The 24,337-nt window shown below is 59.3% G+C and carries 23 protein-coding genes; 7 read left to right on the top strand and 16 right to left on the bottom strand.

Annotated elements, in window-relative coordinates; all coding sequences use genetic code 11:
• Window positions 1–58 precede the first annotated feature (58 nt).
• From GGD50_RS02755 to GGD50_RS02740, 4 genes are all read left to right on the top strand, one after another.
• On the top strand, window positions 59–712 hold the full coding sequence (locus GGD50_RS02755; protein ID WP_181316027.1) for an HD domain-containing protein: 654 nt from the start codon (window positions 59–61) through the stop codon (window positions 710–712).
• Between the two features lie 9 nt (window positions 713–721).
• On the top strand, window positions 722–1,570 hold the full coding sequence (locus tag GGD50_RS02750) for an MOSC domain-containing protein (protein WP_107107579.1): 849 nt from the start codon (window positions 722–724) through the stop codon (window positions 1,568–1,570).
• A 122-nt stretch (window positions 1,571–1,692) separates the two neighbouring features.
• Window positions 1,693–4,938, top strand: a complete 3,246-nt coding sequence (locus tag GGD50_RS02745) for an adenylate/guanylate cyclase domain-containing protein (RefSeq protein WP_107107578.1) — start codon at window positions 1,693–1,695, stop codon at window positions 4,936–4,938.
• Between the two features lie 72 nt (window positions 4,939–5,010).
• Window positions 5,011–5,691, top strand: coding sequence for a peroxiredoxin-like family protein (locus tag GGD50_RS02740; RefSeq protein ID WP_107108103.1), 681 nt, complete (start codon window positions 5,011–5,013; stop codon window positions 5,689–5,691).
• Window positions 5,692–5,761: 70 nt separating this feature from the next.
• Here GGD50_RS02740 and recO read toward each other — a convergent pair whose 3' ends face one another.
• The 11 genes from recO to rpoZ form a co-directional block, all read right to left on the bottom strand.
• Window positions 5,762–6,541, bottom strand: coding sequence for a DNA repair protein RecO (gene recO, locus GGD50_RS02735; protein ID WP_107107577.1), 780 nt, complete (start codon window positions 6,539–6,541; stop codon window positions 5,762–5,764).
• Between the two features lie 128 nt (window positions 6,542–6,669).
• Window positions 6,670–7,185, bottom strand: a complete 516-nt coding sequence (locus GGD50_RS02730) for a response regulator (protein WP_245407443.1) — start codon at window positions 7,183–7,185, stop codon at window positions 6,670–6,672.
• A 200-nt stretch (window positions 7,186–7,385) separates the two neighbouring features.
• Complete coding sequence (locus GGD50_RS02725) at window positions 7,386–8,138, bottom strand: Crp/Fnr family transcriptional regulator (RefSeq protein WP_107107575.1); 753 nt, start codon at window positions 8,136–8,138, stop codon at window positions 7,386–7,388.
• An 82-nt stretch (window positions 8,139–8,220) separates the two neighbouring features.
• Complete coding sequence (gene era, locus GGD50_RS02720) at window positions 8,221–9,162, bottom strand: GTPase Era (protein ID WP_107108102.1); 942 nt, start codon at window positions 9,160–9,162, stop codon at window positions 8,221–8,223.
• 28 nt (window positions 9,163–9,190) lie between these two features.
• Complete coding sequence (gene rnc, locus GGD50_RS02715; protein ID WP_107107574.1) at window positions 9,191–9,910, bottom strand: ribonuclease III; 720 nt, start codon at window positions 9,908–9,910, stop codon at window positions 9,191–9,193.
• Window positions 9,907–10,653: a signal peptidase I gene (lepB, locus tag GGD50_RS02710; RefSeq protein ID WP_107107573.1), complete on the bottom strand. Its 747-nt coding sequence runs from the start codon at window positions 10,651–10,653 to the stop codon at window positions 9,907–9,909. Before lepB ends, rnc begins: the two co-directional genes overlap by 4 nt.
• Window positions 10,654–10,768: 115 nt before the next feature.
• Window positions 10,769–11,173 carry a holo-ACP synthase gene (gene acpS, locus GGD50_RS02705; protein ID WP_107107572.1) on the bottom strand — a complete coding sequence of 135 codons (405 nt, stop codon included), beginning with the start codon at window positions 11,171–11,173 and terminating at the stop codon, window positions 10,769–10,771.
• A gap of 40 nt (window positions 11,174–11,213) precedes the next feature.
• Window positions 11,214–11,798: a DUF2062 domain-containing protein gene (locus GGD50_RS02700; RefSeq protein WP_107107571.1), complete on the bottom strand. Its 585-nt coding sequence runs from the start codon at window positions 11,796–11,798 to the stop codon at window positions 11,214–11,216.
• A 231-nt stretch (window positions 11,799–12,029) separates the two neighbouring features.
• Window positions 12,030–12,179, bottom strand: coding sequence for a DUF3563 family protein (locus GGD50_RS02695; protein ID WP_107107570.1), 150 nt, complete (start codon window positions 12,177–12,179; stop codon window positions 12,030–12,032).
• Between the two features lie 188 nt (window positions 12,180–12,367).
• Window positions 12,368–14,593 carry a RelA/SpoT family protein gene (locus GGD50_RS02690; protein ID WP_107107569.1) on the bottom strand — a complete coding sequence of 742 codons (2,226 nt, stop codon included), beginning with the start codon at window positions 14,591–14,593 and terminating at the stop codon, window positions 12,368–12,370.
• A 99-nt stretch (window positions 14,594–14,692) separates the two neighbouring features.
• On the bottom strand, window positions 14,693–15,097 hold the full coding sequence (gene rpoZ, locus GGD50_RS02685) for a DNA-directed RNA polymerase subunit omega (RefSeq protein WP_028753431.1): 405 nt from the start codon (window positions 15,095–15,097) through the stop codon (window positions 14,693–14,695).
• A 311-nt stretch (window positions 15,098–15,408) separates the two neighbouring features.
• Here rpoZ and GGD50_RS02680 point away from each other — a divergent pair, with 311 nt between their 5' ends.
• The gene (locus GGD50_RS02680; RefSeq protein ID WP_028753432.1) at window positions 15,409–15,990 is read left to right on the top strand and encodes a LabA-like NYN domain-containing protein; all 582 of its coding nucleotides are present in this window, start codon (window positions 15,409–15,411) and stop codon (window positions 15,988–15,990) included.
• A gap of 63 nt (window positions 15,991–16,053) precedes the next feature.
• On the opposite strand, the gene smpB is transcribed toward GGD50_RS02680, so the two are convergent.
• On the bottom strand, window positions 16,054–16,533 hold the full coding sequence (smpB, locus tag GGD50_RS02675) for an SsrA-binding protein SmpB (RefSeq protein ID WP_107107568.1): 480 nt from the start codon (window positions 16,531–16,533) through the stop codon (window positions 16,054–16,056).
• A 137-nt stretch (window positions 16,534–16,670) separates the two neighbouring features.
• Entirely contained in the window at window positions 16,671–17,555 is an 885-nt protein-coding gene (dapA, locus tag GGD50_RS02670; RefSeq protein WP_107107567.1) for a 4-hydroxy-tetrahydrodipicolinate synthase, read from the bottom strand.
• A 218-nt stretch (window positions 17,556–17,773) separates the two neighbouring features.
• Here dapA and GGD50_RS02665 point away from each other — a divergent pair, with 218 nt between their 5' ends.
• Complete coding sequence (locus GGD50_RS02665; RefSeq protein ID WP_107107566.1) at window positions 17,774–19,828, top strand: lytic transglycosylase domain-containing protein; 2,055 nt, start codon at window positions 17,774–17,776, stop codon at window positions 19,826–19,828.
• An 84-nt stretch (window positions 19,829–19,912) separates the two neighbouring features.
• Window positions 19,913–20,803 carry an alpha/beta fold hydrolase gene (locus GGD50_RS02660; RefSeq protein WP_107107565.1) on the top strand — a complete coding sequence of 297 codons (891 nt, stop codon included), beginning with the start codon at window positions 19,913–19,915 and terminating at the stop codon, window positions 20,801–20,803.
• Window positions 20,804–20,934: 131 nt separating this feature from the next.
• On the opposite strand, the gene GGD50_RS02655 is transcribed toward GGD50_RS02660, so the two are convergent.
• The 3 genes from GGD50_RS02655 to GGD50_RS32535 form a co-directional block, all read right to left on the bottom strand.
• Window positions 20,935–22,029, bottom strand: a complete 1,095-nt coding sequence (locus tag GGD50_RS02655) for a porin (protein ID WP_107107564.1) — start codon at window positions 22,027–22,029, stop codon at window positions 20,935–20,937.
• Between the two features lie 474 nt (window positions 22,030–22,503).
• A complete protein-coding gene (locus GGD50_RS02650; RefSeq protein ID WP_107107563.1) occupies window positions 22,504–23,565 on the bottom strand; it encodes a porin in 1,062 nt (353 codons plus the stop codon).
• Between the two features lie 329 nt (window positions 23,566–23,894).
• The coding region (locus GGD50_RS32535) for a hypothetical protein (protein WP_210318715.1) at window positions 23,895–24,337 on the bottom strand (443 nt) is incomplete at its 5' end.

Below are 24,337 nucleotides of genomic sequence, written 5' to 3'. Positions count from 1 at the left end.
GTGCTCGGTAGGAACGCACGAGATCATTCCGACAGATCATTCCGACATGGGGCCGAAGATGGATATCAACAGTATGGCGCGGGCGTTCGCCCCGTTCGAAACGCTGGCTGCGCAGCTCATTCCACATGCGGCTGATGGCGACGACGGCTCGCACGACGTCGCCCACATCCTGCGGGTCTTCAAGAATGCCATGTCCATCCAGGCTGAAGAAGGCGGCGATGCCCGCATCCTCGCCGCCGCGGTATTGCTGCATGACTGCGTCGCGGTGGAGAAGAATTCGCCGCATCGCGCCCAGGCATCGAGGCTGGCGGCCGAAAAGGCTTCCGGCATCCTGAGGGAGCTTGGATGGGCTGGCGAAGATATCGCCGCCGTAGCGCACGCCATCATCACGCACAGCTTCTCCGCCAATATTCCGCCGGAAACGCTGGAGGCGAAAATGCTGCAGGATGCCGACCGGCTGGATGCGATCGGCATGGTCGGCGCTGCCCGTTGTTTCTATATTGCGGGCCGCCTGGGCTCCGGCCTCTACGATCCATTCGACCCGCTTGCCACCGAGCGGCCGCTCGACGACAAGCGCTTCGCCATTGACCATTTCGAGACAAAGCTGTTCAAACTGGCGGACGGGTTCCAGACCGAAACCGGCCGGAAATTTGCCGGCGAGCGGCATGATCGGTTGAAGACGATCCTGGCAATGTTCATCGACGAAATCTGAGGGCTATTCATGCAGGTCAGCGATCTCTTCATCTATCCGCTCAAGAGCGCGCGCGGCATTGCCATTCCATCCGCCACGATCGACGCCTTCGGCCTGATCGGCGATCGTCGCGCCATGCTGGTCGAACCATCAGGCCATTTCATCACGCAACGCGAAATGCAGGATCTTGCCCGCATCGACATCCAGCCCGGTCCTTCCTATCTGCGCCTGAAAATGGAGGGCAAGGCCGACATCATCGTGCCACCGCCGCACCCGGACCACCGCATGGATGTCGTCGTCTGGAAATCGACGGTCAACGCTTCCGTCGCCGATGAGGAGACAAACAACGCGCTGTCCGCCTCGCTCGGTCGCGACGTCAAGATGGTCTTCTTTGACAGGCTTGCGAAGCGCGTCGCCAATCCGGAATGGGCCGGCAGTGACACGCCGGTCACCTTTACCGACGGATACCAGATCCTGATCACCACCACCGGCTCGCTGAAGGCGCTCAATGCCGATCTTGCCGCCCATGGCGAAGGTTCGGTCGGCATGGAGCGCTTTCGCCCCAACATCGTTATCGACTGCGATGAAGAATGGCCGGAGGACCGCTGGGCGGCGATCGAGATCGGCGGCATTCGCCTCGATCTCGTCAAGCCATGCGCCCGTTGCATCATGACGACGCAGGACCAGAAGACCGGTTCGCGCGAGGTACCGAACCCCATGCCTGCCATGGGCCGCGTCCGCATGTCCGCCGACCGCCGCGTCCCCGGCCCGCTCTTCGGCTGGAACGCCGTGCCGCGCGGCGAAGGCTCGGTAAAGATCGGCGATACGGTGACTGTGATCGAGGAGCGGCCGGAGGGCTGGGCATTCAAGCGGCGATAGTCGTTCCACCGTTTGTTTAGCTTGCGGACCCAAGGTAGCAGGCGCATGCTGATCGCTCATTTTGAACCCGTCGGTTGCGGCTGAACCGGCCGTGGCGCACGGGGTTTGACGAGGTGCGTCCGATGGAGTGCGCCGGCTGCGGTTTCGATATTCAAAGCGGCTTTGCGTTCTGTCCGCGATGCGGCGCAAAGCAGCCTATCTCCTGCGCTGCCTGCGGCTATCCCTGCCAGCCTGATTTTGCCTTCTGCCCCAGATGCGGCGGCGCGATTTCCGACAAAGCCCCACCCGCAGCCAAGCCGACCATCGAGGCTGCACCGGCAAAATCCGAGGACGATGCCGACCGGCGGCCGGTGACCGTGCTTTTTGCGGATCTCTGCGGCTTCACGACGCTGAGCGAGCAGATCGACCCCGAAGTCATGCGGGTGCTGCAGAACGAATTGTTCGAAGAGATGACCCAGGCAGTTGAGGCCTATGGCGGCTTCGTGGACAAATTCGTCGGCGATGCGCTGCTGGCGCTGTTCGGTGCGCCGGTCGCTCATGAAGACGATCCGGTGCGGGCGCTCAATGCCGCGCTCAACATGATCGATCGGGCAACGCAGGTCGGCGAGCGCTGGCAAGCGCGCGCCGGCGTGCCGTTGCGCCTGCATATCGGCATCAATAGCGGCCCCGTCGTCACCGGCGGGTTCGGCGCCGTCAGCACCAAATCCTATTCCGTGACAGGCGACACGGTGAATACCGCCCAACGTCTGCAATCCATGGCGGGCGAAAACGATATCCTCGTCGGGCCGCTAACCTACCGCCTCACCCGCCATGCCTTCGCCTTCGACAGCCTCGGCGCCCAAGCCTTGCGCGGCAAAAGCGGCAATGTGCTTGTCCATCGGCTGACGGGACCACTGGAAGCGCCGCATACGGCGCGCGGGCTCGAGAGTTTTGGCCTTCAGGCGCCGATGATCGGACGGGATACGGAATTGTCGCGGCTGCTGACCTGCCTCGACCTTGCCTGTGGCGGTGCGGCACAGCTTGTCCGCCTTATCGGCGAGGCGGGTATCGGCAAGTCGCGGCTTGTCAATGAATTCATCGGCATAGCCGGCAATGCAGCTCGCTACCAGGGCCTCGCCATTCGCAAGGCGACTTGCTCCCCCCTCGGCGAACAGTCCTACGGCACGCTTGCCGCGGTCGTGCGCAGCGCCTACGGCATCGGCGAGCGGGACGATCTCGACAGGACACGACAATTGCTGGCGACGGGATTTCGCGCACTCGATCTCACGCAGGAGGATATTGACGGGCTTTTGCCGCTCTTTCTGCACGTCCTCGGCCTCGGCGACCTCAGCGGAGCGCTGCGGCATATCGAGCCGGAACAGTTGCGGCGGCAGATCTTCTATGCGGTCCGCACCGTCTTCGAGCGGCGGCTGGCGCAGGGTCCCCTGCTGCTTGTGATCGAGGATCTACATTGGGCCGACGCCGCCTCGCTGGAAGTGCTTCGCTTCATGATGGATCGGCTGGAACGCAGCCGGCTGATGCTGCTTGCGATCTACCGGCCGACATCGCAGATCGACCCGCTCGATTCCAATCGCGTCAGCGTCACCGTACAACGTCTTGGCCCGCTCAACGCAGCCGACGGGCAGAAGCTGCTCGCCGCTTTCTTCGGGGAAAGTCATGCCAAGCTGCCGGTCGCGATGCGCAAGCGCATCCTTGAGCGCGCCGGCGGCAATCCGCTCTTCATCGAAGAGATTCTTCGCGGATTGATCGATATGGGCAGGCTGCACAATGACGGTCAGCGCTGGCAAGTGGCGGCGGAAGATACGGATGTCGATATTCCGGTCAATCTGCAGGCCCTCTTGCTTGCCCGCGTCGATCGCCTGCCGCAGGAAATCAGACGGTTGGCGCAGGAGGCGGCGGTGGTCGGCCCGAAGTTCGACACCGCCCTGCTCCGCACCGTCGCCAGCGATCCGGCTGCCATCGATGCCGGGTTGGATTATCTCTGCGATGCCAACATCATCGAGGAATTGCGCGGGCCTGATGCCGGTGCTTCTCCCACCTATCGTTTCAGCCAGTCCCTGCTGCACGACGTCATCTACCATAATCTCCTGCAGCAACGGCGCATGGAGCTTCATCGCCGGATCGGCGGGGTTCTGGAACGCCAATATGGCGCAGCACCCGACCGGCCCGAGCATCTGGCCCAGCTCGGCCATCACTTCAGCCTCACCACAGAGAAGGCGAAGGGGGCCAGCTATCTGATGGCCGCCGGCGATCTGGCACGCAAGACCTACGCCAATGATGACGCGATGCGCCTCTACCGCCAGGCGCTTGCCGCCTTCGCGAACGAGCCTGGGGTGGCGCCGGAGCAATTGGCGCTCCTGGAGCGTCTTGCCGATCTCTGCGGCCCGGCCGGTCACCGCGACGCCGCCTTGAATCATTATCAGCGAGCGCTGGCGATGCATCGCACCGGAGACGATCGGATCGCGGCGGCGAGGATATTGCGCAAGATCGGCCGACTGCACCACGAAGCGGGGCGCCGCGATCAGGCCGAGGCGCATTGTGCTGAAGCCGAAGCCATGATCGCGACGATCGATGCGCCGGTCGAGCATGCACATCTCCTGCAGGAGCGCGGCCATCTGGCCTTCCGCATGGGCGACCAGGCCGCCGCCGCAGAATGGGCGACGCAGGCCCTGCAACGGCTGCAAACGCTGCCCATCGACGGAACGACCGAGGCCGGACGAGAGGCAGCGCGCGCGATGGCGGAGGCGCTGAACACTAAAGGCGCAGCACTTGCGCGGCTCGGCCGCCGTCGCGATGCCGTGCAGGAAGTGGAGCGCAGCCTCACTGTTGCCGAAAAGGCCGATCTGCAAAGTGCCGCCTGTCGCGCCTACTCCAATCTCGGTGTGCTTTACACGATTGTCGATCCGGCCAACGCCATCAAGGTCTGCCGGCGCGGGCTGGAAGTGGCGACCCGCATCGGCGATCTCGGCTTCCAGGCGCGCCTTCTTGCCAACCTCGCCGTTTCCTGCTGCACCTTTACCGACCGCTGCGCCGCCGAGGGTGTGCCGGCAGCGGAGAAGGCGGTGGAAATCGACCGCGCGCTCGATCAGCGCGACCATCTCTCCGTGCCCTTGATCGTCCTCGCGCAGATTCATCAATGCCACGGGCAGCCGAAGCTAGCCCGTAAGTATTACGAGGAAGCCCTTGAGGTAGCTAAGGAAATTGACGAGCCGCAACTGCTCTTTCCGTGCTATGATGGCTTGGCGACGCTGAGCCTTGAACATGATGACATGGATGAGGCGGAACGGTATTTCACGCTGGCACAGGATGTGTGCACACGCCACAACCTCGATCCGGGCACACTCGTCGTATTGCCGTTTCTCGACTGACCGTCCCTATCGTGACGATCGCCGGAAAACCAGTGGGAGAATCTATTCAAGCATATAGAGGGAGGAATGAAGATGCAGGAGAACCACGCCGAAAGACCATTGCAGCCTGGAGATCGCGCACCGAATGTCGTGCTGGATGCGATCACCCGCCAGGGCAAGATCGCCATCGACGACTTTCGCGGCCAGAGACCGGTGTTTGTCGGGCTGTTCCGCGGACTGCATTGCCCCTTCTGTCGCCGGCAGATCGCCGCCATGGCCGAACTCACCGATGCGTTGCAGGAAAAGGGCATCGACAGCCTGACCGTCGTTAATACGCCGATCGACCGCGCCCGCCTCTACTTCCGATATCATCCGCTTCCCAATCTGCTGGCCGCCTCCGATCCGGAGCGGGTATCGCACAAGGCCTTCGGCCTGCCGAATATTCAGTTCACCGAAGCCGAGAATAACTGGCCGCACAAGGTCAGCATGGATGCGGTGATGTCGATGCGCATCGATATGCCGGGCGAGCTCCCAGAACCTATGAATCCGATCGCCGCGATGGAATACCTCGACAAGGCGGACGGCTATGAAGTCACCGAGGATGACAAGCGGATGATCGCCACCGGTGAAGGCCAGCTTGTCGGCGAATTCCTGCTTGATCGGGATGGCGTCATCCGCTGGTGCTTCACGGAAGTCGAAGAGGCCGGCCGTCATATGTTCGGCGTCCCCGCCCCAAGAGAGGTGATGTCGGCAGCATCGAACATGGCTATTTGAAGCGATCGCTCTTTCAGCTCCGAATCATATTTTGAGCATGATCCCATCCGCGCGCGGTCGGGATCATGCTCTATCTTTTTGCGGCTATGGTCGGCCGCTCCTGCGGCGCTTCCAAGGTGGCCGCATTCAGCGCTTTCAACGCGGCCTGGATGAAACCGTCGCGCGCGGCTGCGATCTCTATGCCGCGCGGTTCGTAGACATGGCGATGCAGGAAAAAGCCGGTCAAGCGGAAGGCAGCAGCGAGGCTTTCCCCATCCGCCGCCTCGACGGCGCCGGCGGCAAGGAACGGCGGCAGCGCCAGCATCTTGTCGGCCCAGGGCAGACCGGCGGCACGGCAAACGGCACGCCCGGTTTTCGGCGACACAAAGGCGAGATCGTCGCGCACGCCCGTCGCCGCACACTCGGTCAGATCAAGGCCGAAACCGAGATCGTTGAGCACCGCCAACTCGAAGCGGACGAAAAGTTCACCGGCGTCCATGGGGTTCTGCAGGTTTTCGAGAATGACGTTCAGCGCATCATAGAGATGTGGATGCGGGTCGCGCTCAGGCAGCAGGCGGAGCACTGCGCCCATGGCCTGCACGCCATAGACGGCGGTCGCCGTCTCCATCAGCCGCGCCGCCCGCAACCGTACCGGCTCCATGCGGAACTCGCCGAGATGCTCGTGCAGCCGCGCCCGCCAGGTCACTTCGACCAGATTGCCCGCCTGTAGCACCGGCTGCATGGCGCGTGACCGGCCGGAGCGCACCAATCCCATATGCCGGCCACGATCACGCGTCATCACCTCGGCAATGACACTGGTCTCGCCGAGGCGTTTGACGCCCAAGATGATCGCCTGATCCTGCCACTGCATCGGCCGGTTCGTCCCACAGAATGTCGTGATTCGAGTTTAGGACAAACGGCAGGCGCTGTCACATGTCAGACGATCAGCGAGAGCGCGCCGCGATCGCAAAATCGCTACACACTTTGGCGCGACAGACTTTAGGGCTGGCTGCTTGATGGGTCGTCCACCGATGCCAGCCTGTCGACGAATGCCCACATAGCGGCCTCGTCGAAAGGCTTGTTGAGCAACGGCACATGCCGCATGTCCGGCGGGAAATCGAGCGTATCAGGATAGCCGCTGACGAAACCGAAGGCGATGCCGCGCTCTACCAGCAACCGGGCAAAGCCGAAACTCATCGACTCCCCCAGATTGACGTCCAGCATCGCAAAATCATAACGCTCCGTATGAATTGCGTTCACCGCCTGCTCGAGGTTCGAGGCGATTTCCACCTCCTTGACCCCGATGAGACGCAGGATTTCCTCCGCCTCCATGGCAATGATCAGATTGTCTTCCAAAATGAGAACGCGCTGAACCGTCATATCAGCGCCATCCCCGCATGCCTGCGCCAAGCGGCGCCGTGCCCCGTAAACATTCCCACATCTATCCCTCCGGCGCCGATCATCGGCCCGTGTTGAATGAATGGTATTCCCCCATCCGTGTTGGCTAGATCTCATGTGACATGACCTTGCCCTGACCCGCTTCGCACTTTTTGTCTCGCGGGACTATGGGCTCGTCAACGTGCTCCAATCGCTTTTGCCGCCGCGGTTAGTAAAAGGTGAAACTGGTCGAAAAGTGACGAAAATGTAGTCTATGCTGATACACCGGCCATGAACATTTAAAAATGACATGTGGCAGCCACATCAATGCCGCCGTCTCAGATGAACGGCCGCCTGCCCGAATCCAAGCCGTCCCATTTGGCGAGAGCGGCGAGTCCTTTACCGTTCAGCACGTCGCAGCCGCGCTCCTGCCAGCGGATCATTCCGCGTTCCGACAGTTTTTTCAATGTTTTGTTCGTATGAACGATGGAGAGGCCAAGCGTGTCGGCAATGTGCTGCTGCGTGATCGGAATGCCCTTGCTGCCATCGAAGAGATGCAGGGCACCGGCCCGTTGATGCAGATAGGCGAGCAGATAAGCGGCTCTTTCCAGCGCGGACCGGCGACCGATGCTTAAGAGATGTTCGTCCAAAATACGTTCTTCCCGCGCAGCGATCCAGGTGAGATCGAAGGCGAGCGACGGATGCTTGTTATAGAGCGCCATCAATTCCGCACGCTCGAAAACACAGAGCGAGACCGGCGACAAAGCCTCGGTCGAATGCTGCATCTCGCCCATGATCGAGCCCTGCAGGCCGATGAGGTCGCCGGGCATCACATAGTTGAGAATCTGCCGGCGCCCGTCCTCGAGGGTTTTATAGCGAAAGCCCCAGCCGGACAGAATCGTGAAGAGATGAGCACTGTGGGCGCCCTCCAGGAAGATCGTCGCACCGGGATCGACGACGAGTTCACCCTTCTTGAAATCCGCGACGAAACCCAGTTCCTCACGACTGAATTCGCGGAAATGCGGCAAACGCCGCAGCGGACAGAGCTGGCACGGCGTTTTCTCTTTGTGCGTCGTCGTGGTCTTGACCATTCACGCCCCTTGGATCGCGCCGGTTGAGGCGATCTTTCCGATGGCTGTCGTGAGGTAAGCCACTCAACGGGAAATCGTTCCGTCAGCGCGGAAACTCAAGTCCCATTTCGCGGAAGCGTTCGGGATCGTCGCCCCAATTCTCACGCACTTTGACGAAGAGGAAGAGGTGCACCGGCTGTTCGAGAATTTCGGACAGCTCCTTGCGTGAGGCCGTCGAAATCGCCTTGATCGTCTCGCCTGATTTGCCGAGGGCGATCTTCTTCTGGCTTTCGCGCTCGACATAGATCACTTGCTCGATGCGAACGGACCCGTCCTTGCGCTCTTCCCATTTTTCCGTCTCGACATGCGAGGAATAGGGAAGCTCCTGATGCAGGCGCAGGAACAGCTTTTCGCGGGTTATTTCGGCGGCGAGCTGACGCATCGGCAGGTCCGAAATCTGGTCTTCGGGATAATACCACGGACCTTCCGGCAGGGTCTTTGCCAGATAGTTCATGACATCGTCGCAGCCCGAACCGTTTTCGGCCGAAATCATGAAGGTCTGGTCGAAGGTGATCTTCTCGTTGGCGGCGGCGGCAAGCGCCAGCAGGTCCTCGCGGCGAACACGGTCGATCTTGTTCAAAACAAGGATTTTCGGCTGGGAAACTTCCTTCAGCCCTTCGAGAATGGCTTCGGCATCGCCGCGTATTCCCCGCTCGCTGTCGATCAGCAGCATGATGAGATCCGCATCCTTGGCGCCGCCCCAGGCTGACGTCACCATGGCGCGATCAAGGCGCCGGCGCGGCTTGAAGATGCCGGGCGTATCCATGAAGACGATCTGCGCATTGTCATGGATGGCGATGCCGCGCACGATGGCGCGCGTCGTCTGCACCTTGTGGCTGACGATCGACACTTTGGCGCCGACGAGCCGGTTGACAAGCGTCGACTTGCCCGCATTGGTCGGGCCTATGAGGGCCACGAAACCCGAATGGGTTGGGCCGATATTTTCAGCCGCACCTTCGCCGGCCAGATCTTCCTGATTGGTCATTTCTTCCGTCATTTCTAGGCTGTCATTTTCATTTCTGAATAGACTGGGACTGCCATACACCTTCGCGCTCCAAAATCCGTGTCGCGGCCACCTGTTCGGCGGCGCGCTTGGAGCGCTCTATACCGGTCTCGGGCGCGGTTCCCGCCACCTCCACCGTTACCGTGAAGCGGGGATCATGATCCGGTCCGCTGCGGTCATCAACCCTGTAAACGGGTGTGACGCCGAATTTCGCATGCGCCCATTCCTGCAATTCCGTCTTGGCGTCGCGTCTGGCGCCGTCCGGACGAATAGCGCGGCGTTCCCAATAGCGCAGAATGAATTTGCGCGCCACTTCGAGGCCGCCATCGAGATAGAGCGCTGCAATAAGGCTTTCCACGACATCGGCACGCACGTTCAGCATACGCTTGCCGGTCAACTTCTTCACATCGGCGCCCGTGCGGATGAAGAGATGCAGTTGCATTTCGTCGGCGACTTCGGCGCAGGTCTCGGCGCTGACAAGCTGGTTGAGGCGCACCGAGAGCTCGCCCTCGGTCGCTGTGCCAAAGGTCTGAAAAAGGAGCTCGGCGATGCACAGGCCGAGAACCCGGTCGCCGAGAAATTCCAGCCGCTCGTAATTGCCGGCCTTGTGCGTTCGGGCGCTGGCATGCGTCAGCGCCCAGTCGAGGCGCCCCTTCTCGGCGAATTCGTGGCCTATGACGGCTTCAAGCCTGACACGATCCGCCTGCGGGAGCGTCTGCGTCTTCGTCATTCGACAACCTTGAAGAGGCGGTCCCAACGCATGTTGGTCGGCCATTTCCAGATTTCGCGGAACGAGGTGTCGTGGCCGAGCGAGAAGAAGATAACGCTGGCACGGCCGATCAGGTTCTCAGCCGGCACATAACCGACATCGAAACGGCTGTCGTCGGAATTGTCGCGGTTGTCGCCCATCATGAAATAGTTGCCTGGCGGCACGACATATTCCTGCGTGTTGTCACCACGCGACGTCTGCGACAGGTCCAGCGTGTCGTAGACCTTGCCGGTATCCGGCAGGCGCTCGCTGTAAACGGGGATATCGTCGCCCGGCTCCTGGCTGTAATCCGAAGCGAAGGTTCCGTGCGGCTGACGCGGGACGGCCTGGCCGTTGATGTAGAGGATATCGTTCTTCATCTGGATACGGTCACCCGGCAGACCGATGACGCGCTTGATATAGTCGACATCCGGATTCGGCGGGAAGCGGAAGACCACCACATCGCCGCGCTTCGGTTCGCTGCCGAAGATACGGCCACTGAACAGATCCGGCGAGAAAGGCAGAGAATATTTCGAATAGCCGTAAGCGAACTTATTGACGAAGATGTAGTCGCCAACAAGAAGCGTAGGCATCATCGAGCCGGACGGAATGGTGAAGGGTTGAAATAGCACCGTGCGGATGATCATGGCCAGGACCAGAGCCTGTACGATGACCTTTATATTTTCCCACAGGACATTCTGCTGTTTTTCGGCTTTCTCGGACACGCAGTCTTATTCCTTTTTCGCACCCCACCGGCGCACTTCACTTTCAGGCACTCTCTATCCGCTTCATACCACGGCGGCAATGGCGCAGGTATTAAAAGCGACACACGGTCGTCATTCAGCCCGCAATCGGCAGTGCTTCGATGATCACGAAGGCCTGAGCGAGAGGAAAATCATCGGTTATCGTCAAATGAATGGCGGCGCGATGATTTTCCGGCAGCATCGCGGCCAATCTTTTGGCGGCACCGCCCGTCAAATGCATGGTTGGCTTGCCGCTCGGCAGGTTGACGACACCCATGTCGCGCCAGAATACGCCCTGCGCCAGACCTGTGCCAAGCGCCTTCGAGCAGGCTTCCTTGGCGGCGAAGCGCTTGGCGTATGACGCAGCCTTGTTCTTGCGCCCTTCGGATTTGGCGCGCTCGATGTCGGTGAAACAGCGCTCGGTGAACCGAGTGCCGAAACGTTCGATCGACTTTTCGACGCGGCGGATATCGATCAGGTCACTGCCGATGCCGATGATCATGAAAAGGCCCTCCAGCCGGCCGCCGCGACGTCGCGTTCCGTCAGACGCTCGATGCGTTCTCGGCAAGGGCCAGGCGTTCGCGCGCCCGCTCCATCAGCCGGGCCTTGCGGCGGGTCTTGAAGCTCTTCACGCCATAATAGGTCAGTGCATAGACGACGACGCCGGAGACGATTGCCGGCGGAATGCCGCCAATCAGCATCGGCTTCAGGATCGGGTCCCAAAGCTGCAGGAGATCGCCCTTATGCCACAGCGCCGGCAAATCGATGCCGCCACTCTGGCCGCTGTCGCGCGCCAGGATCAGATGACCGATTTCCCAGGTGAGGCCCCAGATGAAAGGATAGGTGATGGGATTGCCGGCCGCCAGACAACCAAGCGCGGCCGCAATCACGTTGCCGCCTATGACATAGGCGATGATGATCGCCATGATGACGTGCACGCCGATGAAGGGTGTCCAGGACACGACGATGCCCGCGGCAAAGCCAGCGGCCACCGAATGCGGCGAAGCGGCAAGGCGCACCAAGCGCTTTCCAAAATATTGGAACGAACGAACGAAACCTTTGCGGGGCCAAAGGTGCTCCCGCAATTTTTCACTCAAGGTCAGTGGTTTTCGGCGGCGAAATAACATGCGGCTTATCTAGTGCAGGGAGGGCCGTCATGACAAGGGCGGCGAAGCATATCATGCGTCGATTATCCGACCGCAGCGCCTATATACTCTCCAGAGTGCCACACGTTCAACGAATAGAAACAGGCCGCTCTGGCTTTATTTGACGCGAATCATCCTGCCTGTTTTCGGCGGGACGCTCCAAGGGCGTGGCAACAGGCACGCCCCTTCCCACTTTGGAAGTATTGTCAGCGATTAACGCTGGCGAAAGATGCCCTGATCGACCTGACGCTGACGATATTCAAGATCAAAACGGTCGTGCGAGCCATTCAGGTAGGCCATTTCACGTTCTTGAGCACTCGGAACGCGCAGGGCGCGGGCGATTTTCTTGATCGGACCAAACATTGTCTTCTCTCTTCTCTGTTTCGTTTCTTCGATAACCAGAAGATAGGCATGACAAAAGTTAATTACCACAGCTCATAAATAGAGGCAGCCATGCAAATGGCGCATGCCTTCGCCAGAATCCACGCGAAGTTGACCATAAAATGATCACAAACTATGCAATTTGCCGCAATCGAAGCCGGGAAGGCTAATTATTCGTAAAGCCGCTTCACGGTGGCGATGCAATCGAGCTCCTTAAGCTGCACCAGGAGCTGATTGAGCTGGCGCAAATCCCAGACTTCGACATCCAGCGCCATCTCGGTAAAGTCGGCGGCAACGCGCACCGTGTTGAGAAGGCGGATGTTGACGTCGATATCGGCGACCGTCTGCGCGACCTTGGCAAGCGTGCCCGGCTCGTTCAACGCATTGATCAGAATGCGCGCGGTGAAGCGGGACTTGTTGGCCTCATCCAGATCCCAGCGCACGTCGATCCAGCGTTCGGGCTGGTCGTCGAAACGCTGCAGGACCGGCGACTGGATAGGATAGATGGTGATGCCCTTGCCCTTTTCCATGATGCCCACGATACGGTCGCCGGGAACGGCGCCGGTCGGGGCGAAATGCACCTCGACATCCGCCGCGAGACCGCGGATCGGCAAGGCATCGACGCCCTCGACGCTGGCGGCGAGATCGGCCTTGGTCTTGCCGGGGATCTTGAAGATCATGCCCGCTGCGCTGCGGACGTTGAACCAGCCTTCGTCGCCGGCGGGCTTGATCGTAACGCGCTCATCCTGATGGTCGGGATAGACGGCACGCAACACATCGAGAGAGGACATCTCCCCTCGCCCGACGGCGGCAATCGCGTCCTCGACATCCTTCTGGCCGAGGCGGTGCAGCGCCGGCTTCAGCGCTTCCCGCGAAAAGACCTTGCCGGCGCGCTCGAAGGTGCGCTCCAGAATGCGATGGCCGAGGCCGGCATATTGCTTGCGGATGGCAAGCCGGGTTGCGCGGCGGATGGCGGCGCGCGCCTTGCCGGTCACGACAATCTCTTCCCAGGCGGCCGGCGGCACCTGCACGCCGGAGCGGATGATCTCGACTTCGTCACCATTGGTCAGACGCGTCACCAGCGGCATGATGCGACCGTTGATCTTGGCGCCAACAGTGGTGTCGCCGATATTGGTATGCACGGCATAGGCAAAATCGATCGGCGTTGCGCCGCGCGGCAGGGCGATCAGCTTACCCTTCGGCGTGAAGCAGAAGACCTGATCCTGAAAAAGTTCCAGCTTGGTGTGTTCGAGGAATTCTTCGGGGCTGTCGCCTTCGGCCAGCGCCTCGATGGTATGGCGCAGCCAGGAATAGGCATTGCTTTCGCGCGACAGCAGCTCACCGTCGCCGTTATTGTTGGTGCCGTCCTTATAGAGCGTATGGGCAGCGATGCCGAATTCGGCGATCTCATGCATGCGCTTGGTGCGGATCTGCAGCTCGATGCGCTGGCTGGACGGACCAACGATGGTGGTGTGCAGCGAACGGTAGTCGTTCTGCTTCGGCGTGGAAATATAATCCTTGAACCGGCCAGGCACGACGCGCCAGCGCGTATGTACGATGCCGAGTGCGCGATAGCAGGAAGGAACATCGTCGACAAGCAGGCGGAAACCATAGACGTCGGAGAGCTGTTCGAAGGAAAGCGACTTCGACTGCATTTTGCGGAAGACCGAATAGGGCTTCTTCTGCCTGCCCTTGACCATGGCATTGGCGAGGCCGTTGGCGACCAGCAGGTCGCGCAGTTCCGTCTCGATCTTCTTCACCAGGCCTTCGTTGCGCCGCGACAGTTCTTCGAGGCGCTTGGTGACCGTGTCATGCGCCTCCGGATTGATGTGGCGGAAGGAAAGCTCCTCCAGCTCTTCACGCATATCCTGCATACCCATGCGGCCGGCAAGCGGCGCATAAATATCCATCGTCTCTTCGGAAATGCGGGCGCGCTTTTCCGGCGACATATGGTCGAGCGTGCGCATATTGTGCAGGCGGTCGGCCAGTTTGACTAGGAGAACGCGGACGTCGTCGGAAATGGCGAGCAGCAGCTTACGGAGATTTTCAGCCTGCTTCGCCTTCTTGGTGACGAGGTCGAGCTTCTTGATCTTGGTCAGACCTTCGACTAGCCGGCCGATATCCTCGCCGAACAGTTCGTCGATTTCAGCCCGCGTCGCGGTCGTGTCTTCAATCGTATCGTGGAGGAGAGCGACAGCGATCGTCGATTCATCCAGACGCATGTCAGTCAGGATGGCGGCAACTTCGAGAGGATGGGAAATATAGGGATCGCCGCTGGCGCGCTTCTGCTGCCCATGCTTCTGCATCGCATAAACATAGGCCTTGTTGAGAAGCGCTTCATTGGCATCGGGCTTGTATTTCTGCACACGCTCGACAAGCTCGTACTGCCGCATCATTCCCAAGCTACTCCCGCAAAATAAAAGCGCGCCAGTCATACGACCGGCGCACGCATTATTTCATCATATCGCTCTTGGTTAGAGCATCAAGCGTGACGATCAGTAATCGTCGCTTTTTTCTGGCGGAACAAGGCCTTCGATACCGGCAAGAAGCTCTTCTTCCGACATCTGGTCGAAAGTAACGGCTTCCGGCTGATCTTCTTCCTCGTCGCCCGAAGCCGAAGCAGTGCCGCCAGCGGCCAGCAGGCTTGCCGGATCGGGCTCGGGCTCATCGACTTCGACGTGCTTCTGCAGCGAGTGGATCAGATCTTCCTTCAGATCATCGGGAGACAGGGTCTCGTCGGCGATTTCGCGCAGCGCGACGACAGGGTTCTTGTCGTTGTCGCGGTCGATGGTGATCGAGGAACCCTGCGAAATCAGGCGAGCACGATGGCTGGCAAGCAGCACGAGCTCGAACCGGTTCTCTACTTTATCAATGCAATCTTCTACTGTGACACGGGCCATTGCCTGTCCTTTGCGGTCGTGATGTCGTCATCATGTCTCGGAGTAGCACGCCCGATACAAGCAAACGATGGCAAATTCAAGTTTTTCCTGCTTCAGGGCTGCCAATCCCTCCACAATGGGCTAAAATTCATTAGACAAATTACGTATTCAACCTACAGTTGCTTGGAATATCATAAATCGTGCCCTAAATCTCGGATATATGAATAATTCATAAAGTAATACGAATTATTCTTGGGCGTCATACAAGTCATTGTTTTGACTGCATTTTGGGTAAAAGTAATTGCGTTTTGGTAACAATGGATATGTAAGCGATGTTCGACCCACGCGAAAAAATTGCACTTTTTATAGACGGCGCCAATCTTTACGCTGCATCGAAAAGTCTTGGTTTTGATATCGATTATCGCAAGCTGCTGAAGGCCTTCCAGAAGCGCGGATATCTGCTTCGGGCTTATTACTACACCGCACTTATCGAAGACCAGGAATATTCCTCGATCCGGCCGCTCATCGATTGGCTTGACTACAACGGCTACAAGGTCATTACCAAGCCGGCGAAGGAATTCACCGACTCCATGGGCCGCCGCAAGATCAAAGGCAACATGGACATCGAGCTGGCAATCGACGCCATGGAACAGTCGGAAACCGTCGATCATCTGGTCATCTTTTCCGGAGACGGCGATTTCACCACCCTGGTGGAAGCATTGCAGCGCCGCGGCCGCAAAGTGTCCGTCATCTCTACGATGGCCACACAACCGCCGATGATCGCCGACGACCTACGTCGTCAGGCCGATCACTTCATCGATCTGGTATCGCTGAAGGCGGAAATCGGCCGCGACCCCTCCGAGCGCCCGCAGCGCCCGGTCGAACCGGCGCCTGCCGTCGAGGTCGACGAGTAATCGAAGAAATGCGGAGCTTCATCTCGCCGGTAAGGCCGAGATGAAGCTCCGCATTTGCTTATTTCACCCATTATCCTTGAGCAGCCGGCTCTTCTGCCGGTTCCAGTCGCGTTCCTTCTCGGATTCGCGCTTGTCGTGGATCTTCTTGCCCTTGGCGAGAGCCAACTCCAGCTTGGCGCGGCCGCTATCGTTGAAATAGATCTTCAGCGGGATCAGCGTCATGCCTTCGCGATTGACGGCTGAACGCAGCCGGCCGATCTCCCGGCCGGAGAGCAAAAGCTTGCGGCGGCGGCGCGGCTCATGATTGAAGCGGTTTGCCTGCAGATATTCCGGCAGATAGGAATTGATCAGCCAGATCTCGCCATCCTCATCGGAGGCATAGGATTCAGCGATATTAGCCTTGCCTTCGCGCAGCGATTTGACCTCCGTGCCTTTCAGCACGAGCCCTGCCTCGTAGGTATCGATGATCTCGTAGTTGAAGCGTGCCTTGCGGTTTTCCGCGACAATCTTCTTCACCACACGTTGGCTGCCTTTGGGTGCCATGGTTCTTCTTCTTTTTCGTACATCAATTCCGGCAGCGGCCACCGGCGATAAGGTTTCAAACCTTAAATAAGCGAGACCGCCCTCCTTGTGAAGAGAGCGGTCTCGATAGAGGATTTCATGAGCGCGTTGGCGTGCCGTCAGTTCAACAGGCCGGCATGGCGCATGGCGGCGTCGATGGCCGCCTCCGTGCCGGGCTCCAGTGTCGAGAGTAGCGGCGAGCGCACATTGCGGCTCATCCGGCCAAGCCGGGAAAGGCCGTATTTCGCACCGCAGAGGCCCGGTTCCATGAAGATCGCCTTATGCAGCGGCATCAGGCGATCCTGATAGTCCAGCGCCTTGGCATAGTCGCCGGCAAGCGTCGCCGCCTGGAATTCGGCACAGAGGCGCGGCGCGACATTGGCGGTCACCGAGATACAGCCGACGCCGCCATGGGCATTGAAGCCAAGCGCCGTCGCATCCTCGCCGGAAAGCTGGCGGAAGTCGTTGCCGCAGGTGATGCGCTGTTCGGAAACGCGTTCGATCTTGCCCGTTGCATCCTTGACACCGACGATATTGGAATGCGCCTTGGCAAGCGCGCCCATCGTCTCAGGCGTCATGTCGACGACCGAACGGCCGGGAATATTGTAGATATAGATCGGTAGCTTCACCGCTTCGGCTATGGCCGAAAAATGTGCGTAAAGCCCCTTCTGCGTCGGCTTATTATAATAGGGTGTGACGACCAGAACCGCGTTGGCGCCGACCTTCTCGGCATGCAGGGCAAGCTCGATCGCTTCGCGGGTATTGTTGGAGCCGGCGCCGGCCATGACCGGCACGCGCTTGCCAGCCACCTCGATGCAAAGTTCGACGACGCGCTTATGCTCATCATGCGACAGGGTCGGCGATTCACCCGTCGTGCCGACGGGAACGAGCCCGCTGCTGCCCTCTTTGATCTGCCAATCGACATGGGAAGCGAAGGATGCTTCATCCACCTTGCCGGCGTCAGTGAAGGGCGTAACGAGTGCGGGAATGGACCCCTGGAACATGCAAGTCTCCTCGCGGCGCCGCTTTCATGCTTCAGCCGCAATCCATGGTTATGAATCCGCGCACCATAGAGCGCCCACTTGACGGCGACAAGCGCGCTTTCGATGGTAAAGGGCAGTTTCCGATATCATAATTGATTGAAATTCGGGCCAACGCTAAGGTTTCGTTAATATAAACTTCGGCAAATGGAGGGGGCCTGTTTTTTGTTGTGAGTAGCCGGATGAAAAGACCTGTCGTGATCTTGACCGCTATGGGCATGGCGGTCGCGTGGAGCGCTTTTGCCTCACAGCTTCCTGGCGAACAGACAGCAACCCAAGAAACGACCGATGTGGCGATGACCGTGCCGGATCCGTTGAATACCGGATCTATCCCGCGCGGCTCTGCGATTGCTCCCGTCAGCGGCGACCTGAAAGCCGGTCTCGACGCCCTCACCGGCAAGAACCCGATGCAGGCGCTCGCCATCCGCAACAGCATGAGCCAGGGCACGCTCGATCGCCACATTCTGACCTGGGCAATCGCCACGTCCGGCCAGCCCGGTGTTCCCTCCGGCGAAATCGCCGCAGCGGCGCGTGAACTTGCCGGTTGGCCGGGCCTCGCCAGCCTGCGCGGCAATTCCGAACGCGCGCTTTACACTGAAAATCCGCCGGCCGATCAAGTGCTTGCCGCCTTTGGCAATACGCAGCCGGAAACTCCGGAAGGCGCGGTTATCCTGTCGCGCGCGCTGGTTTCGCGCGGTTCATCGGCGCAAGCCGCCAAGCTTATCCGCAGGATCTGGCGCAATGAGGGGCTAGACAAGCCCTTCGAAGACAAGATCCTTGCCGAATTCTCCAGCCTTCTGACGCCTGCCGATCACAAGGCGCGCATGGACTATCTGCTTTATCGCGGCCGCACCGCCCAGGCGAAGCGTTTCGGCGATCTCGGCAAGGCGCAATCACTCTATAAGACCTGGGCGGCGATCAACAATCGCTCCGCCAATGCCGGGACTTTGCTGGCCACCATCGATCCGCAATGGCGCAAGGACCCTGCCTATCTCTTCATGCAGGTCGAGAACCTGCGTCGCCAGGACAAATATGACGATGCCGCCAATCTTCTGATGCAGATGCCGCGCGACCGCAGCGTACTCGTCAATGCCAGCCAATGGTGGGATGAACAGCGCATCGTCAGCCGCGGCCTGGTGGATCAAGGCGAATTCAAAGCAGCGTATCGCGTCGTCGACGCCAATGTTGCAGAGAGCCCGCAGGATGTCGGCGAGGCGGAATTCCACGCCGGCTGGTATGCGCTGCGCGGAATGCAGGACGGAGCGACAGCCGCAACGCATTTCCGCAAGATTCTGCAGGTGTCGAACGGCCCGATCTCGATGTCGCGCGCCTGGTATTGGCTTGGCCGCTCCACCGAAGCGGGCGGGCCTGGCAGGGCGGCGGATTTTTATGCCAAGGCAGCCTCCTACCCGAGCACATTCTATGGTCAGCTCGCGGCCGAAAAATTGGGCCGGCGGACGCTGAACGTCACCTACCCCTCGCCAACGACAGAAGACCGGCAGCGCTTCCAAGCGCGCGAAGCCGTCCGGGCCATCGCGCATCTCGAAGTGGCAGGTCATGGCTGGCGGGCTGACGCCCTTTATCGAGCGCTGGCCAAACAATTGCAGAGCCCCGGTGAAATCGCCATGCTGGCGGCACAGGCCGAGCGCTCCGGCAATCATCAGCTTTCCTTGCAGGTCGGCAAGATCGCCTATGGCCGCGGCGTCGATGTCGCAGCCCTTGCCTTCCCCATCGGCGTCATTCCCGACAGTGCCAATATTTCCGGCTCCGGCAAGGCGCTCGCCTACGCCATCGCCCGGCAGGAAAGCGCCTTCAACCCGGCAGCAGTCTCCTCCGCCAATGCGCGCGGTCTGCTGCAGCTTCTGCCGAAGACAGCCAAGGCCGTCGCCGGCCGTCACGGCATCGCCTATTCCGCTGACAAGCTGACGCAGGATGCCGGCTACAACGCCACGCTTGGAGCGCATTATCTTGGCGAGCAGATCGATGCCTTCGGCGGCTCCTACATTCTGACCTTCATTGCTTACAATGCCGGCCCGAACAAGGTTCCGGAGTGGGTCAACCGCTACGGCGATCCGCGCGGCAAATCGATCGACGATGTCGTCGACTGGATCGAGCGCATCCCCTTCCCTGAAACGCGCAACTATGTCCAGCGCGTCATGGAGAATTATCAGGTCTACAAGGCCCGACTTGGGCAGAAGACTGATATCGAGCACGATCTGATCGACGGACGCGGCTGAGTTCCGCACCGGCACAGGCGCGATTGTTCAAAACGATGAAATCGCGTTACATCCCTCGTGAAACGCCATTCACGAGGGCTATCCATGCGCAATGACGATGAAAGCGGCTTTGTCAGCAGAACAATTTCGGCGCCGGACGGGCTAAGGCTCTACGCACGCGATTACGGTGGCGATTCGTCGAGCTCAAGCCTGCCGCCGATCGTTTGTCTGCCGGGTCTGACCCGCAACTCTCGGGACTTTCACGATCTGGCGCTGCTTCTATCGCGTGATCCGGTGGCACCGCGCAGGGTGATTACGCTCGATTTCCGTGGGCGCGGATTGTCGGCCTGGGACGACGACAAAAGCCACTACAATCTCGCCGTCGAGGCCCAGGATGTGCTCGCAACGTGCGTCGCCCTCGACATACCGAAAGCCGTCTTCATCGGCACGTCACGCGGCGGTCTCGTCCTGCATCTGCTGGCCGCAAGCCATCCCGATATCCTGAAGGCCGTCATTCTCAACGACATCGGTCCCGTTTTGGAAAAAGAAGGGCTCGGCAATATCCGCGACTATCTGAACCGAGACAGGAAGCCGACCGATTGGAACGAGGCTGTCGCAATCCTCAAGGAAAATCACGGCTGTGCTTTCACAGCGCTGACGGAAGACGATTGGCATGACATGGCGCGGGCGATCTATACGGTCAGCGATGGAAAAGTCCTTGCCGATTTCGATCCCGCTATTGCCGCGCAAATGAAGTCGCTCGACCTTGAAGCGCCGCTGCCGGATCTCTGGCCGCAGTTCGAAGCGTTTCAGACGATTCCCTTGATGGTGATTCGCGGCGAGAATTCGAAACTGCTGGCGGCAGCGACCGTCCAGGAGATGGCAAGGCGGCATCCGGGCTTGGCGACACGGATCGCCGTCGGGCAAGGACATGCCCCCATCCTGCATCTCGCAGATATTCCGGCGGCAATCCGGCATTTTCTCGCAACCATCTAAGCCCTCGCATAGCACCACCGACATGCCCGGCGGAAAAAGAAAAGGCCCGGTTGGGAAAACCGGGCCAATCCCTTCTGATCGGAGGTCGGATCAGAGTGTAGGCTATGTCAAATTCGGTTTTGAAAACCGAATTAGAAGCTGCGCTGGAAGCGGAGGATACCGGCCCACTGATCCTGGTTCACAGAATCGAAGTTGGTGTAGGTAACTTCCGGCTCGATGAGCAGGTTCTTAACCGGGTTGAACTTGAGGTTCGTCGTGGCTTCGAAGATCTTCGAGTCGGTGTAAGCGAGCTGGAGGTTCCACTTCAGCTTGTCGTTGATCGGAACGCCAACGCCACCCCAAACAGCCCAGTCACCCCAGCCGCAGAGATCGCCACGGCCAACCGGGCAAGCAGATGCGTTCAGGTTCGAACCAGCGTACTGGTTCAGCTTGTCGCCGTCGGTGTTCCAGCCGCCCATCAAGAAGGCAGTGAAGGCGCCGAAGTCGGCGTCGACGCGAGCCTTGATGGCGCCTTCTTCGACGATCGAGTCGTAACCGCCGACAACCTTGAAGCCGAAGCCGCCGACCTTGTAGCCAACACCGGCAACAACGTTCGGTGCATAGTGGTCAGCCTTGGACTGAACCCAAGCACCGCCGTAGGAAGACGAATCCGAACCGGAGTTGGAGTCTTCGAGCGAGACGACAGCCTTGAAGCCGTTGCCTGCGTCATAGTTGTAGGTGATCTGGTTGAGTTCGTACGGGCCGTCATAGACCACGTCGTCGTTGATGACGTCGCCGGCATAACCTGCGAACAGGTTGTACTGCGAGTCCTGCTTACCAACCAGGAAACCGCCGAGGCTGATGTTAGCCCAGAGCAGCTTGGTGGTCGTAGCGTTGCCGTCGTTCCAGTCGAAACGGTAGACGGTGTTGGTCTTCAGCGGACCGTATTCGGTGTCCGTTGCGGTGTCGACGCTGAGCTGAGCGCGGGTGTGCCAGTAGGTGCCGCGGTCGCCGCCCGGGCCTGGATTGTAGGCGTTGTACCAGCCGCCTTCGGTACGGACCATGCCGCCGATCTTGAGGCAGGTTTCGGTGCCCGGAATGAAGAAGTAGCCAGCGCCATAAGCGTCGCAGATGCGAACGTATTCAAGCGGCTCCGGCTCGGCAGCAACGACGGCATCGGCTGCATGAGCACCGGAAACTGCTGCCAGCGCAGCAGCGGAGCCGAGAAGAAGGCTCTTGATGTTCATAATAACTCCAGTTCTAAATATCGATTAGGTATGAGAATTCGCGCCGAGAAATCGACGGGCCCTACCCCACCCTGTGTTCAAAGTTGACCCCTGATCTGGGAGAACCAAGACGATAAGTCTCGCTTCCGATTTGCGAACCTACAGATCGAATTTTTCAGAGCAATATCAGAGACAAACTATAATCATATGTGACGTTCGTTTCGAATTTCGCGTTGCACAAAAATCACGTCGCAAAACTGTCACATAGTTTCCAAGTTTTAAAATCGGACTCTACTTGGCATTACTCTCAAAAAACACTCAAGTTGCAAATCTATACTTAATTAGCATATTCTAAAGTTGGAAAATAATATTCAGCGTCTCTCCGGTATTCGAAACAACCGCGATCGACGGGCACAGAATGCAAAAAGCCCGGCTCGAAAGCCGGGCTTTTCGTCACAAATGTGACAATCAGATTTTGACCGAGGTCAAATCAGATTAGAAAGTGCGCTCGAAGCGGAGGATACCAGCCCACTGGTCTTCGTTGATCGAATCCCAGTTGGTGTAGGATACTTCCGGCTCGATGAGCAGGTTCTTAACCGGGTTCCACTTGATGTTCGTCGTAGCGGCGAAGATCTTGGAGTCGGTGTAAGCGAGCTGCAGGTTCCACTTCAGCTTGTCGTTGATCGGAACGCCAACGCCGCCCCAAACTGCCCAGTCGCCCCAGCCGATGTCAGCAGCGTCGCCGCCACCGTTCGAGCCAGCGTACTTGTTCAGCTTGTCGCCGTCCGTGTTCCAGCCGCCCATCAAGAAGGCAGAGAAGACGCCGAAGTCAGCATCGACGCGAGCCTTGATAGCGCCTTCTTCGACGATGGAGTCATAACCACCGACGACCTTGAAGGACCATGCACCAGCCTTGTAGCCAGCACCGGCAACGACGTCCGGAGCGTAGTGATCCGAGCTGTCTTCGCCGTTAGAGCCATGTGCGCCAACGCCAGAGTTGCTGTCTTCCAACGAGATCACAGCCGTGAAGCCGTTGCCGGCGTCGTAGTTGTAGGTGATCTGGTTGAGTTCGTACGGGCCGTCATAGACCACGTCGTCGTTGATGACGTCGCCAGCGTAACCAGTGAACTGGTTGAACCAGGAGTCCGTCTTACCAACGGTGAAGCCGCCGAGGCTGATGTATGCCCAGAGAAGGTTCGTGCTCGTGGAGCCGCCTTCCTGCCAATCCCAACGCAGGATGGTGTTGGTCTTCAGCGGACCATATTCGGTGTCGGTCGCCGTGTTGATGTTGAGCTCAGCACGGGTATGCCAAAGCGTGCCACGAACGTTGTTCGGGTTGTAAGCGTCGTACCATTCACCTTCCGTACGAACCTTACCGCCGATCTTGAGGCAGGTTTCGGTGCCCGGAATGAAGAAGTAGCCTGCACCGTATGCGTCGCAGATGCGAACGTATTCGAGCGGCTCCGGCTCAGCGGCAACAACAGCGTCAGCCGCGTGAGCACCGGAAACTGCTGCGAGGGCAGCAGCGGAGCCGAGAAGAAGGCTCTTGATGTTCATTATTGACCTCCAGTCAAAGTTTCAATCGAGAATGAGAACTACCCGAAGGCATTCCCTGCCCCATCCTCGTGTTTCAAGAAGTGGACGATCAATCGCCCTCGCTTCCGAGATTGAAAATACAAGACGCGAACTGTCACGCAATCTACATCTTACCGGAAAGGGGGATTTGCGTGAGCCTTCCCTAATTCCTGTTGCCGAAAGGACACAAGTCCACGATGCGGATGCTCCATTTCTTTATATTCTGTTAAGAAATCCCTTACGGTACCGGCACTTACAGGCCAATTCTCAATGAGGACGCGGCGACAGGCCCGGCCGTCACAATGGCCGATTCAGGGCAAATCCATGGCTGCCGCGACGTGATGTTCGCCATTTCGGCATTTGCCGGGATAGCTATCAACAGTGCGGAACAAGCGAATCCACCTTCGCCATCTCAACATGGCATCGCGAGTCGATGATTCCGCCGTCGCCGATTCGATCGAGAATCGGCAGCGCCGATTATTTGCCAGCAAGATTGCAGCGGAATGACAAAAGAGAATCGAATGCGGACGAGATTGAGAGACGTCCTGCTTCATACCGCAAATTTGGACGGACTTGTTCTGCGCTGCGCGTGCGGGCGGAATTGCCCGACCTGAGAGATACGGAACGTTCTGTACCGTTGCTGGATGGCGAAGGAATGAGCGACGATTGCCGGGGGGGGGGGGGGGGGGGGCCGCAACCACGCCCAAGGCCGGCGGCAAGATCGTAAAAAAATACAAAAAAGAGAGGCCGGAGG

Source organism: Martinezella paranaensis (genome assembly GCF_014200235.1).
In the GTDB taxonomy this organism is placed as follows: domain Bacteria; phylum Pseudomonadota; class Alphaproteobacteria; order Rhizobiales; family Rhizobiaceae; genus Rhizobium; species Rhizobium paranaense.
The sequence above is the reverse complement of the archived record's forward strand: the minus strand, read 5'-3'. Positions and strand labels throughout refer to the sequence as shown.